The following is a 12,908-nucleotide window of genomic DNA, read 5'->3' as shown; positions in this document are numbered from 1 at the left end:
CACATGGTAATTGCCCATAGGCGTCGCATTGTTATACAAAAATGCATGAATTGGTCCGCCGCAACCTTCGATTGGAACCAGGCCCGCGCCTTTTTGGCGACGGCAGAGCACGGATCGCTCTCTGCCGCGGCGCGTGAGCTGGGTCAAACTCAACCGACGATCGGGCGTCAGGTATCCGCCCTAGAAGAGTCGCTTGGCGTCGCCCTGTTTGATCGCGCAGGACGCGGGTTGATCCTGACAGACGCGGGCAAAGAGCTGCTGACCCACGTGCGGGAAATGGCCGAGGCTGCGGCGCGTATCCCCCTGACTGCCAGCGGCCAGAGTCAGGCCCTGCGCGGCACTGTGTCGATCACGGCCAGCGAGATATTCTCGATGATCCTGCTGCCTTCCATCATTGCCGATCTTGCTCGGGCCGCGCCGGAAATTGAAATCGAATTGATCGCCGCTGATGACCTGCGGGATCTGTCGCGGCGCGAAGCTGACATCGCCATTCGGCACGTCCGCCCGACGCAGCCGCATCTTACTGCTCGGCTTCTTGGCGACGGTCTGGGGTATTTCTACGCCTCGCCCAGTTACCTAGCCCGAAAAGGCCGGCCCGAGTCGCGGCAGGACCTGATAAACCACGACTTCATCGGCTTTCTCGAACCAAAGCTCATGGCGCAGCAGATTGCGCAAATGGGCTATCAGATTGACCCCGAAAAAATCCGCTACCGGACCAACAATGGCCCGGCCCTCTGGGAAATGGTCCGCGAAGGGCTGGGGGTCGGCTTGATGACGTCTGAAATGGCTGAACGGACGCCAGACGTGGAACGTCTTTTGCCAGACCAACCAGCCCTGCGGTATCCGATCTGGCTAGTCACCCACCGAGAGCTGCATTCAGCCCGTCGGATGCGCGTCGTGTTCGACCACCTCGCCCAATCCATCACGGCCCACCTGCGCCGGACCACCGGCTAATCCAACGCTTGGACGCCCCACCGTTACACGCTAGATGAGCGTCAAAGGAGTTCCCATGCCCGAAAAACGCCCGCTCTACGCCGTTCTGATCGACGCCGACAATATCCCGGCGAAATACGCGCAAGCCGTGTTGAAAGAGATCACGACCATCGGCGAACCCGCCCTGCGACGCGTTTATGGGGACTGGGGATCAGACCGGCTGCGTCCTTGGACGGAAAAGGTGCGCGATCTAGGGCTGGTTGCGCATCAGGAAACCGCGAACACCAAAGGCAAAAACGCCAGCGACATCGGCCTTGTCATCGATGCGATGGACATTTTGCACACCGGTCGCTTTGACGGCTTCGTGCTGGTGTCTTCCGATAGCGATTTCACCTCGCTTGCGAACCGTATCCGCGAACAGGGACTGGACGTCATCGGGATCGGCGAAGCCAAAGCGCCAGAAAGCCTGCGCAACGTCTGCAACCGTTTCATCCTGATCGAAAACATTGTCGAAGAGACGCCTGATCAGAAAGACCGCCAGAAAACCGACGGCAAAAAGCAACCGATCGAAGCACAGCCGCTGATCCTGCGCGCGATGGATAAGATCGATACGGACGACGAATGGGTCACGATGGGCCAGTTGGGTCAGTACCTGACGGCCGAGAGTCCAGATTTCGACACGCGTTCTTATGGCAAACGCAAGCTGAGCGATTTGATCGGCGAGCTGAAGATCCTCGAATCCAAACGGGGCCCGGGTAATCAGCTGATGGTCAGGCGTCTGGACTGAAGCATACGCGTTCGACCTGCGCGCCATAGCGGGCAAGAAACATTTCGACTGCCGATTGCGCGACCTTGTGGCAATGATCTTCTGGCAGTTCATCGGCGACACCGAACAGGCGCTGCGTAAAGATGCCCGCCTTGCAGAGTTCGGCGAACTGGTCGGCCGCGTGGTCGGGATCGTCTACGCAAAGCGTCCCAGCTTCGGTCGCACACGTCAGGTAATCCGACAGCATCTGTCGCGCGATCAGCGGACCGTTGCGATAAAATTCTCGCGCCATTTCCGGAAAGCGTTCACTTTCTGCGACGCAGAGGCGAAAGATCGACAGCGACATCGGAGAGTTGAAGAAATCAACAATCTGCATCGCCACGGCCATGAACAGGTCACGGGTCGACAGATCGGGCTGCACCAGCTTCATCGCGGCATCTGCCTGCCGCTTACATTCGCCGCGCGCGACCTCCATGAATAACAGGCGTTTGTCCGGGAAATAGCTATAAAGCGTTGCCTTCGACACTTCCGCCTCTCGGGCGATTTCGTCGACGCTGGCGCCTTCGAAGCCGTGCGCAAGGAACACGCGGCGCGCGCCTTCGACCACCTGATCGAATTTCCGTCCTGTCCGCGTTACGACACGGGTCACACCCATGGAATACTCCCTGCCATCTCCTGACAGATATAACCTTGTTCGTTGAATTCCAGCAAGCGACACCAATCATGATTGTGGAATGTGACAAGGCAGTTTAGAATGGTTCTAAAATGAGGACTCCCAGATGCGTTTTTTCACACAACGTCGCCAGTTCAAGGACCTCTCGGATCAGGAAATCATCGCGCTTGCGATTTCCTCTGAAGAAGATGACGCCCGGATTTATCGCAGCTATGCCGAACGTCTGCGCGGCGAATTCCCCGACACCGCCCGGATATTCGACGGCATGGCCGAAGAAGAAGACCGGCATCGGCAATCGCTGATCGATCTGCACAAACGCCGGTTTGGAGAAACGATCCCCCTGATCCGCCGCGAACATGTGGCCGGGTTTTACGCGCGTCGCCCCGTCTGGCTGGTCGAAAACCTCGGGCTTGAAAAAATTCGGGCCGAGGCCGCAGGCATGGAGGAGCAGGCCGAACGATTTTATCTGGCCGCCGCAAAGCGCACCGAGGATGCCGACACCCGCAAGCTGCTGGGCGATCTGGCCGCGGCCGAGGCCGGACATCAGGAAACCGCCGAACATCTGGAAGACACCCATTTGGGCGACGACGCCCGTTCGGCCGAAGATGAATCCGCCCGGCGCAAGTTCGTGCTGACGTGGGTTCAGCCCGGTCTGGCTGGCCTGATGGACGGATCGGTTTCAACCTTAGCCCCGATTTTCGCCACCGCCTTTGCGACCCAAGACACCTGGACCACCTTCCTGGTAGGCCTCGCCGCTTCGGTCGGGGCAGGTATCTCTATGGGCTTTACCGAAGCGGCGTCGGACGACGGCGAACTCTCTGGTCGCGGGTCGCCGTTCAAACGCGGGTTGTCTTCGGGCGTGATGACGACCGTCGGCGGGTTGGGCCACGCGCTGCCCTACCTGATCCCGCATTTCTGGACCGCTACGATCACGGCCTTTGTCGTAGTGTTCTTGGAACTCTGGGCCATCGCGTGGATCCAGAACAAGTTCATGGATACCCCGTTCTTCCGCGCAGCATTTCAGGTCGTTCTTGGTGGCGCACTGGTCTTTGCAGCAGGCGTTCTGATCGGGTCGGGCTAAGTCTTTGGGTTGACCCTCTGGCCCCGTCCCGCCATCAACTAGGGGACCGGAGGCCAGAATGTATTCCAAGGACAAAATCGCCTATCAGCCCCTGCCCCTGCCCGACCGGCAAGAGGTTACGGATGCGCAAAGCCTAGAGGGTGTAACCGCCTTTCACGACCGCATGAAAACGCGGCACACCATTCGCGATTTCACCGACCGTCCCGTCCCGCAAGACATCATCGAAACAGCCATCGCGACGGCTGGCATGGCGCCCTCTGGGGCAAACCATCAACCGTGGCATTTCGTGGCGATTTCCGATCCCGCGCTGAAATCCCGGATACGGGCCGCTGCTGAGGAAGAAGAAGAGAAGTTCTATGCTGGCGGCGGAGGCGACGAATGGATCGCTGCGCTGGAACCCATTGGGACCGGCGTCTCGAAACCTCATCTGGATATCGCGCCTTGGCTGATCGTGATCTTTGCACAGCGCTATGGCCTGACCGACGACGGCACGCGGTACAAGAACTACTACGTGCCCGAAAGCACGGGCATCGCGACCGGTTTCTTGATCTCGGCCCTGCATCACGCGGGACTGTATTGCCTGACACACACGCCGAACCCGATGAAGTTTCTGACCGAACTTTGCGGGCGTCCGGATCATGAAAAACCGATCATGATCTTGGCCGTAGGTCACGCGGCAGAGGATGCGACCATCCCAGCTGCCGCCAAAGCCAAGAAACCCCTTTCTGAAATCCTAAGCTTCAATCCCCAAGGAACTTAAATGGAAACTCTTTCCGAAAACCGCTGCTTCGGCGGCGTGCAGGGCGTTTACAAACACGCGTCCTCTGTCACCAATTGCGATATGACCTTTGGCCTTTTCCTGCCGGAAGAGGCACAGTTGGGGCCCGTTCCGATCCTATGGTACCTGTCGGGCCTGACCTGCACCCATGAAAACGCCATGACCAAGGCCGGTGCCCAGCAATGGGCGGCGGAACAGGGGATAGCGCTGTGTTTCCCTGACACCTCTCCTCGGGGCGATGACGTCGCGGACGACGAGGCCTATGATCTGGGCAAAGGCGCGGGCTTTTATGTCAACGCAACGCAGGACCCTTGGGCCAAGCATTTCCAGATGTGGGACTATGTGGCCGAAGAACTGCCGACCCTTCTGACACGCAACTTTGACATCGACGGCGATCGTCAGTCGATCACCGGACATTCGATGGGCGGCCACGGCGCGCTGACCATGGCGATGTCGCTGCCGGGGCGGTTCCGCTCTGTCTCTGCCTTCTCGCCGATCTGTAACCCGACGGGGGCCGATTGGGGCCGCAAGCAACTCGGCGCTTATCTCGGCGATAACGAAGAGGCTTGGAAGGCCCACGACGCCAGCCTGCTGATGGCTGACAAAGGTTTTGACGGCCCTGTGCTGATTGATACCGGAACGGCGGACAACTTCCTTGACCTGCTGCGCCCGGAAACGCTGGCCAATGCCGCCGCAGCGCGCCGTCAGCAAATCCAGTTCCGGATGCAGCCCGGCTACGACCACAGCTATTTCTTCGTCTCGACCTTCATGGAAGACCACGTCGCCTTCCATGCAGAGGCGCTTTACGCGTGACGCTGTATATCGACGCGGACGCCTGCCCTGTGAAGGAAGAGGCCGAACGCGTCGCCACGCGCAACAAGGTACCGATGAAGCTGGTCTGCAACGGCGGCCTGCGCCCGTCACAAAACCCGCTGGTCGAGCTGGTGATCGTCGATGCAGGACCAGACGTCGCGGACATGTGGATCGCCGATCATGCGGGCCCCGGCGACGTTGTTGTGACGTCAGACATGCCCCTGGCCGCAAAATGCGTGGCCAGCGGCGCACGGGTTCTGCGCCACAATGGCGAACGGCTGACACAGGCGAACATCGGCGCGCAATTGGCCATGCGCGATCTGATGAGCGATATTCGATCCGCCGACCCCTTTGCCCAAGGGTCCGGCAAGGGCTTTACAAAGGCGGACCGCTCTCGTTTCCTCGACTCTCTGGAACGGGAAATCCGGGCCGCTCAGCGTGACAGCGGAGGCAAGTGAATGGCGATAGAGGCAGTCGTTTTCGATATCGGAAACGTGTTGATCGAATGGAACCCAGAAAGGTTCTATGATGCCGAAATCGGGCCTGCGCGACGCAAAGAGCTTTTTGCGACTGTCGACCTGCACGCCGTGAATGACCGCGTCGATCAGGGCCACGATTTTCGCGAAACGATTTACGATACGGCCAAGGCCAACCCGGAATTCAGCGACGAAATCCGTCTATGGCACGACCGCTGGATCGAAATGGCGTCGCCAGAAATAGACCATTCGGTCCAGGCGTTGCGGGCGCTGCGCGACAATGGTGTCCCGGTCTATGCCCTGTCGAACTTTGGCATCGGTAGCTTTGCCTTGGCCCAATCACACTACGACTTTTTGTCAGAATTCGACCGCCCCTACATCTCGGGCCACATGGGTGTGATCAAACCTAATCCAAAGATCTACCAGATGTTGGAAGACGACAGCGGCACCCGCCCAGACGCGCTTTTGTTCGCTGACGACCGCGCAGACAATATCGCCATGGCCGCGGCGCGCGGCTGGCAAACCCATCACTTCGATGGCCCCACAGCCTGGGTCGAACGACTGGTCACCGAAGGGCTGATACGCAAAGAGCAGATCGCATGAGCATCCCAACGATCACATTCGAGGCCGGAGAGGCCGTACTGGACTGGCTGGCCCTGACCGATGCGCTGGCTGCAGGACACGACCTGCCCAAGGCAGAGGTCGCCGACAGTTTTCTCTATCGTGGCAAAGACACACTCTTGACCCGCTCGGCCTGGATCGACGGGCTGGGTCTGGCCATCAAGGCGGCGACGATCTTTCCCGGCAATCCTGCGCAAGGCAAAGACACCGTCAACGGGATGATGAGCCTTCTGTCCAATACCGACGGCACGTTAGAGGCGATGATAGATTTCCACCTTGTGACCAAGTGGAAGACCGCCGGTGACAGCCTTCTGGCCGCCCGCCGCCTGGCTCGCCCTGACAGTCGCAAAATCCTGATCATTGGCGCAGGTGCTGTCGCCCGGTCCCTGCGCGAAGCTTACGGCGCCGCCTTCCCGGACGCCGAATTCATCATCTGGAACCGGACCAAAGCAAGGGCGGACGCCCTCGCCCAAGCCTTCGACGCAACGACAGCCACAGACGACCTGCAGACGGCCGTGGAAACCGCAGACATCGTTACCTGCGCCACCTCTGGCACAGCGCCGGTTCTGAAAGGCGACTGGCTGCGCCCCGGGCAACACGTCGATCTGATCGGGGCCTACCGCCCGGACATGAGGGAAACCGACGACACAGCCTTGCAGCGGTCCCGCATTTTCGTCGACAGCCGCGACACCACTATCGGGCATATCGGAGAGATCGAGATTCCGCTCGCCTCTGGTGCCATCCAACGCGACGATATCCTTGCAGACTACTATGCCCTGCAAGACTTCCGCCGCGCCCCTGATGACATTACGCTGTTCAAAAACGGGGGCGGTGCGCATCTGGATTTGATGACTGCCCGGCACATCCTTGCGGCTTGGAAGGACGCCCAACAATGATCTGGTTCCTGCTTATCGTGATCGCCGCTGTGGCGCTATTTCCGTTTCTGCAGGAACGCCGCCGCCCAACCATTACCGACGACGCGCGGGTCAATGCGCCGGGGCATTTCGCCGAACTTAGCCAAGGCGTGACCCACTATCGTTGGTTCGGGTTTGAAACCGGTCCTGTGGCGGTTTGCGTCCATGGTCTGACCACCCCCGGGTTTGTCTGGGATGACATCGCCCAAGGTCTGGTCGCCAAAGGCTACCGCGTTCTGACCTACGACCTGTATGGACGCGGCTATTCCGACCGGCCTGATGGTCCACAGGCCGATGCCTTCTTTATTCGCCAACTCGAAGACCTTCTGGCCGATCAGATGGTTGCCGACGACGTCACCCTCTTTGGCTATTCAATGGGCGGCGCGATTGCCTCGTCCTTCGCGGCAAAACATCCCAATCGGCTGCGTCAGCTTGTTCTGGTCGCACCCGCAGGTTTCGGGGGTTTTCCGACCGGCTTCTTTCGTCAAATCCGGAACAATCCGCCCTTTGGCGACTGGCTGGCGCACGCGCGGTTTCCGCGCAAACATCGCGAAGCCTCGGCCAATCTGAAAAAGGCCTACCCTTCCCTGTCAGAAGCCGCTGACCAACAGGCTGAACAAGTGGATTGGGCGGGGTTCATTCCGGCTGTCGTCTCTTCTCTTCGTGGGATTTTGCGCGACATGCAGGAACGCGAACATCGCAAGCTTGCCAAAGAAGACATGCACGTCATCGCAATCTGGGCCGCGAACGATGCCTCGATTCCGCTGTCTGGGATGGGCAACCTGACCAAGTGGAACCGGTCCGCCGTCCAACTCCAGATAGAAGGCGCCACCCACTGGCTGCCCCTGACCCACCCGCAAGAGGTGGTCGAGGCTTTCGCCAGCGCTGCGGAATAATCAGGCGGCCAGCGCTACCGGATCCCGCTTTTCCTTGACCGGCAGATGAACGATTGCCGAAAACGCGCCGACCCCGACGCCAATCCACCACACCAAATTATAGTCGCCATAGACGTCGTACATCCGGCCCCCAAGCCAGACGCCCAAGAAGCCGCCCAGCTGGTGCGAGAAGAAGACGATCCCGTACAGCGTACCCATATACCGCAGCCCATAGATATGCGCGATCAGGCCAGAGGTCAGCGGCACGGTCGCCAGCCACAGCCCGCCCATCGCCACGCTGAAAATCAGCACACTGGCGGGCGTGATCGGCATCATAATGAACGCCGCCGCGACGATGGTCCGCAGAGTGTAGATCCCTGCCAGCAGGTATTTCTTGGTGTAGCGCTTCCCCAGCCAGCCAGCGGTCAGAGTACCGGCAATATTTGCCAGACCAACCAACGAAATCGCCACAGCACCGAGGGCCGAGGTCGTCGTGATCCCGATGTTATGCAGCACCCCGCCCGGCAGGATCGGGCCGCACATTTCGGTCACGAAGGCCGGGAAGTGCGCCGTTATAAAGGCCAGCTGATAGCCGCAGGAAAAGAACCCTAGGAAAATCAGCGCAAAGCTGGGGTCCTTGCCGGCACGAACAAGGATCTGTCCCAAAGATTCTTCCAGATCGGATTTCGTCGCTGTGACCGGCGCGCGCATGAAGGGCAGCAGCAGGATCACGCTAAGGATCATCACCGAGAAGACGACAAAGACGCTCTGCCACGGCATCTGGGTCAGCAACCATTCGGCCAGCGGCGCACCAAAGACCTGCCCCGCACTGCCAGCCGCCGTCGTCACGGCCAGCGCCATCGACCGGTTTTCATCCGAAGAAGCACGCCCAACCACGGCAAGGATGACGCCAAAGCCCGTTCCCGCAATTCCGAAGCCCACCAGAATTTCCAGCAACTGGTGCGCGGCGGGCGTGACTGCGAAAGACGACAGAACCAGACCGGCCGCATAGATCACCGCACCAAGGATGATCGCCTTACGATCCCCCAACCGTTCGGCAAAAGCCCCAAACAGCGGCTGGCCGATCCCCCAGGCAAGGTTCTGGATAGCAATCGCCAGTGAAAAATCTGCCCGGGCCCAAGCGAACTCTTCCGCGATGGGGATCTGGAACACGCCGAATGATGCGCGGACGGCAAAGCTGACCAGAATGATCGCGCAGCCGACCAACAAAACGGGGTTCAACAGACGTGGGGACGGGGTCATGGGGCAATCCAATCTAACAACACGCCTTAAATGCGCCGAAGTTGAACCAACCTTCAATCGACGATTTTTGATGCAACGCATTTGCGCTGCTACTCTTTCCCCGGCTCTCATCCCACGGTAACAGGCTGTATGAGCCATCAAATGCGCGACCTTTACAACGCCCGGTTGAAGTCCGGCGACCTGCACCCCGACCCGGCGCAGGAAGAGGTGATGCCCGAATTCGACCGCATCCTGACCGATCTGGAAGAGACTCCGCAAAAGCGCGGCTTCTTCCGGAAAAAGACCGTCGAGGCCCCGAAAGGCCTTTACCTCTGGGGTGGTGTCGGACGGGGCAAGTCGATGCTGATGGATATGTTCGTTGAATCGCTCGACGTGCCGGTCCGCCGCGTGCATTTCCACGCCTTCATGCAGGAAATCCAGAACGGATTGCACGAGGCGCGCAAGACCAAGACCGAAGACAGCCTAGCCCCAGTGGTCGATAAGGTTGCCGAGGGCCTGCGCGTTCTGGCGTTTGATGAAATGCAGATCACCGATATCGCGGACGCGATGATCGTGGGTCGCCTGTTTGACGAACTGATGAAGCGCGGGATCGTTATTGTTACGACCTCGAACCGGATCCCAGATGACCTGTACAAAAACGGCCTAAATCGCCAACTGTTCCTGCCGTTCATCGATCTGATCAAGGATCGGATGGTCGTGCATGAACTGGCAAGCGAACGGGATTATCGCCAGAACCGTCTGTCCGGCGGTGAAGTCTATTTCACCCCGATCACCGACGACACACGGCAAGCGATCGAAGACATCTGGACCGATCTGACGGGCGGAGAGGCAGAGCCGCTGGTGCTGACCGTCAAAGGGCGCAAGGTCACTATTCCCGCCTATCGCAACGGTGTCGGCCGCGCGACATTTCACGAAATCTGCGGACAGATGATGGGCCCCGGGGATTTCCTTGCCATCGCCGACGCACTGCGCGTTCTGATTTTGGAAAACATCCCACGCCTCGGGCGGTCAAACTTTAACGAGGCCAAGCGCTTCGTCACCCTGATCGACGCGCTTTACGAGGCAAAGGTACGCCTGATCTGCTCGGCCGCTGATCAGCCCGAATCACTCTACGTCGAAGGTGAAGGCGTATTCGAATTCGAACGCACCGCCAGCCGTTTGCGAGAAATGCAGGATGCCGATTGGGGGAAGGGAAAAACCTGATCTGACCCGCAGACCTAACCCCCTGAACAAACGGGGGACCATCACTGATGGTCCCCTCATCTTGTGCCCGAGGTTTAGCTGCGCACTACCCCTATACGAACTGCCGCGTGTATGAAGACTGGAGGGCGGAGGTTCAAAGAGGAAGTATTGCCTGTACAACAACTAACCTCACGGTAAACGAATCATCACGAATCGGTCAATGGGGTGTGATTCGCTTTCTGCGAATCGGGCCAACTTTTTTCACGCTAGACGCGTTTTTAAACCGCGCTTTAACCTTGCTATCCGTTTTCGCGTAAAATTTGCCCAGCAAGGTACAGCGACCCGCAGATCAAAATACGCGCATCAGGGTCTTTCGCCACGATGTCGCCCAAGGCTTCGCTGACGCTGTCACATTCAAACGCCGTCATCCCAACGTCCCGCGCGGCCTGCGCGGTGTCTGCGGCAGGCAGCGTGTTGACCTCTTCCGGGATCGACACGGCAGACAGATGTTCGACATGCGGCGCAAGCGGACGCAGGTAACCGCGCACGTCCTTTGTGTTCAGCATTCCGCAGATCAGGTAGGTGGGTCGCTTGGGCAGGCCCGCAAGATACCGCCCCAAGGCCTCACCAGCCGATGCGTTATGGCCGCCATCCAGCCACAGCTCGGCCCGCCCAGCCAGATCGACCAATGGGCCGTTCCGCAACCGTTGCATCCGCGCAGGCCACTGGACGTTTTGCATCGCGGCCTCGGCGGCCTCTTCCCCGCAACCAAGGCTGCGCAGCGCGGCAACCGCAGCGCCTGCGTTCTGCACCTGATGCGCGCCAGGAAGCGCGGGCAGAGGAAGGTCCAGCAGACCCTGTTCATCCTGATAGACCAGACGCCCCTGCTCTTCCCAGACGTGCCACTGCTGACCATAGGCCATCAGGGGCGCACCCAGCTTGGCGGCCTGCGCCTCGATCACCTCAAGCGCCGCATCAACCTGCGGCCCCACGACACAAGGCACCCCGCGCTTGATGATCCCAGCCTTCTCCGCCGCGATCTGTTCAATGGTGTCGCCAAGAAACTGCGTATGGTCGATCGATACCGGCGTGACGATCGTCAGCGCTGGCTTCGCCACCACGTTGGTCGCATCCAGCCGCCCGCCAAGCCCGACCTCTAACAGCGTGTAATCTGCAGGTATGCGCGCAAACGCCAGCAAGGCGGCACAGGTCGTAATCTCGAAATAGGTGATCTGCTCACCACCATTGGCGCGATAACATTCATCCAGAATATCGCTCAGCGCCTCTTCGGAAATCAGCTTTCCGGCAAGGCGGATACGCTCATGGAACCGTGCCAGATGCGGAGAGGTATAGGCATGCACCGCCTGCCCCGCACCTTCCAAACCGGCGCGGATCATCGCCTGAGTTGACCCTTTGCCATTGGTTCCCGCGATATGGATCACGGGCGGAAGCGCGTCTTGCGGATTGCCCAAAGCGTCCAAAAGCCGCCACACCCGATCCAGCACCAGGTCCATGACCTTGGGGTGCAGGCGCATCATCCGTTCAAGGATGGCGTCAGAGCGTTGGTTCAACCCTTAGTCTCCGGCGGGGTTTGCATCTGCGGTGCAGGGGTGGATTCGTCCGTCTGATCTTCGATCAAGGCTTCAGGTTCCGGCTTGGGCAACGATCCCTTAACCGCAGGCGGCAGCCCCATCAGCATCCGGGTGATCGTAATCAGTTCATCCCGCATGTCATTGCGGTTGGTCACACGGTCCAGCATCCCGTGATCCAGCAGGTATTCTGCGCGCTGGAACCCTTCGGGCAGCTTTTCACGGATTGTCTGTTCGATCACACGCGGCCCGGCAAAACAGATCAGTGCGTTGGGTTCGGCAATCTGCACGTCACCCAACATCGCATAGGATGCGGTCACGCCGCCCGTGGTCGGGTGCGTTAGCACAACGATATAGGGCAGCCCGGCTTCTTTCAGCATCTGCACCGCAACGGTCGTGCGCGGCATCTGCATCAGCGACAGGATACCTTCCTGCATCCGTGCGCCACCAGCGGCGGAAAACAGCACCAAGGGGCGGCCCAGCTGCACGGCACGTTCTGCTGCTGCGATAATCGCATTGCCGACGAACATCCCCATGGACCCGCCCATAAAGGAAAAATCCTGCGCTGCCGCAACGATGGGCGTCTGACCGATTTCACCTTCGGCGACCAGCATCGCCTCGTGTTCGCCCGTATCGCGCTGCGCGGCTTTCATCCGGTCGGGATATTTCTTCTGATCGCGGAAATGCAGCGGGTCGGTGACCGGCTCGGGCACCTTGACCTCGACGAAGATCCCGCCGTCGAACAGCGCGGCAAAGCGGTCACGCGGCGAAATCGCCATGTGATGGCCGCACGACGTGCAGACGTTCAGGTTCTCGGACAATTCCCGGTGGAACAACATGGTCCCGCATTCGGAACATTTGGACCAGAGATTCTCGGGCACTTCGCGACGCGAAAAGATCGAGTTAATGCGCGGCCGAACGTAGTTGGTGATCCAGTTCATATC

14 protein-coding genes are annotated in these 12,908 nt (G+C 59.6%); 10 read left to right on the top strand and 4 right to left on the bottom strand.

All coding sequences use genetic code 11. The annotated features are described in order from the left end of the window. Positions 1-45: 45 nt before the first annotated feature. Both ACI3GR_RS10745 and ACI3GR_RS10740 read left to right on the top strand, forming a co-directional pair. Positions 46-954, top strand: a complete 909-nt coding sequence (locus ACI3GR_RS10745) for a LysR family transcriptional regulator (protein WP_407494408.1) — start codon at positions 46-48, stop codon at positions 952-954. 55 nt (positions 955-1,009) lie between these two features. Further along, a complete protein-coding gene (locus ACI3GR_RS10740) occupies positions 1,010-1,720 on the top strand; it encodes an NYN domain-containing protein (protein ID WP_407494406.1) in 711 nt (236 codons plus the stop codon). Here ACI3GR_RS10740 and ACI3GR_RS10735 read toward each other — a convergent pair. Next, the gene (locus tag ACI3GR_RS10735; protein WP_407494405.1) at positions 1,704-2,354 is read right to left on the bottom strand and encodes a TetR/AcrR family transcriptional regulator; all 651 of its coding nucleotides are present in this window, start codon (positions 2,352-2,354) and stop codon (positions 1,704-1,706) included. The genes ACI3GR_RS10740 and ACI3GR_RS10735 overlap by 17 nt on opposite strands. A gap of 124 nt (positions 2,355-2,478) precedes the next feature. Here ACI3GR_RS10735 and mbfA point away from each other — a divergent pair, with 124 nt between their 5' ends. The 7 genes from mbfA to ACI3GR_RS10700 are packed head-to-tail and all read left to right on the top strand — an operon-like array spanning position 2,479 to position 7,951. Then, entirely contained in the window at positions 2,479-3,453 is a 975-nt protein-coding gene (mbfA, locus tag ACI3GR_RS10730) for an iron exporter MbfA (protein WP_407494403.1), read from the top strand. 58 nt (positions 3,454-3,511) lie between these two features. Then, a complete protein-coding gene (locus ACI3GR_RS10725) occupies positions 3,512-4,213 on the top strand; it encodes a nitroreductase family protein (RefSeq protein ID WP_407494402.1) in 702 nt (233 codons plus the stop codon). Continuing rightward, on the top strand, positions 4,214-5,044 hold the full coding sequence (fghA, locus tag ACI3GR_RS10720) for an S-formylglutathione hydrolase (RefSeq protein WP_407494401.1): 831 nt from the start codon (positions 4,214-4,216) through the stop codon (positions 5,042-5,044). After that, complete coding sequence (locus ACI3GR_RS10715) at positions 5,041-5,502, top strand: YaiI/YqxD family protein (RefSeq protein WP_407494400.1); 462 nt, start codon at positions 5,041-5,043, stop codon at positions 5,500-5,502. The genes fghA and ACI3GR_RS10715 overlap by 4 nt, the downstream gene beginning before the upstream one ends. Next, a complete protein-coding gene (locus ACI3GR_RS10710; RefSeq protein ID WP_407494399.1) occupies positions 5,503-6,123 on the top strand; it encodes an HAD family hydrolase in 621 nt (206 codons plus the stop codon). It begins immediately after the preceding gene. After that, entirely contained in the window at positions 6,120-7,037 is a 918-nt protein-coding gene (locus ACI3GR_RS10705) for an ornithine cyclodeaminase family protein (RefSeq protein WP_407494398.1), read from the top strand. The genes ACI3GR_RS10710 and ACI3GR_RS10705 overlap by 4 nt, the downstream gene beginning before the upstream one ends. Then, entirely contained in the window at positions 7,034-7,951 is a 918-nt protein-coding gene (locus ACI3GR_RS10700) for an alpha/beta fold hydrolase (RefSeq protein WP_407494397.1), read from the top strand. The genes ACI3GR_RS10705 and ACI3GR_RS10700 overlap by 4 nt, the downstream gene beginning before the upstream one ends. Here the strand turns inward: ACI3GR_RS10700 and ACI3GR_RS10695 are convergent, their stop codons facing one another. Continuing rightward, positions 7,952-9,193, bottom strand: a complete 1,242-nt coding sequence (locus ACI3GR_RS10695) for an MFS transporter (RefSeq protein WP_407494396.1) — start codon at positions 9,191-9,193, stop codon at positions 7,952-7,954. A 129-nt stretch (positions 9,194-9,322) separates the two neighbouring features. On the opposite strand from ACI3GR_RS10695, the gene zapE reads away from it, so the two are divergent. Further along, positions 9,323-10,396: a cell division protein ZapE gene (gene zapE, locus ACI3GR_RS10690; protein ID WP_407494395.1), complete on the top strand. Its 1,074-nt coding sequence runs from the start codon at positions 9,323-9,325 to the stop codon at positions 10,394-10,396. Positions 10,397-10,674: 278 nt separating this feature from the next. On the opposite strand, the gene ACI3GR_RS10685 is transcribed toward zapE, so the two are convergent. After that, positions 10,675-11,946, bottom strand: a complete 1,272-nt coding sequence (locus ACI3GR_RS10685) for a bifunctional folylpolyglutamate synthase/dihydrofolate synthase (protein WP_407494393.1) — start codon at positions 11,944-11,946, stop codon at positions 10,675-10,677. Then, entirely contained in the window at positions 11,943-12,905 is a 963-nt protein-coding gene (accD, locus tag ACI3GR_RS10680) for an acetyl-CoA carboxylase, carboxyltransferase subunit beta (protein WP_407494392.1), read from the bottom strand. Before accD ends, ACI3GR_RS10685 begins: the two co-directional genes overlap by 4 nt. Positions 12,906-12,908 lie beyond the last annotated feature (3 nt).

It is taken from the genome of Pseudooceanicola aestuariicola, assembly GCF_045763785.1.
Taxonomy (GTDB): Bacteria; Pseudomonadota; Alphaproteobacteria; order Rhodobacterales; family Rhodobacteraceae; genus Pseudooceanicola.
This window is presented reverse-complemented; position numbering and strand designations above follow the sequence as displayed.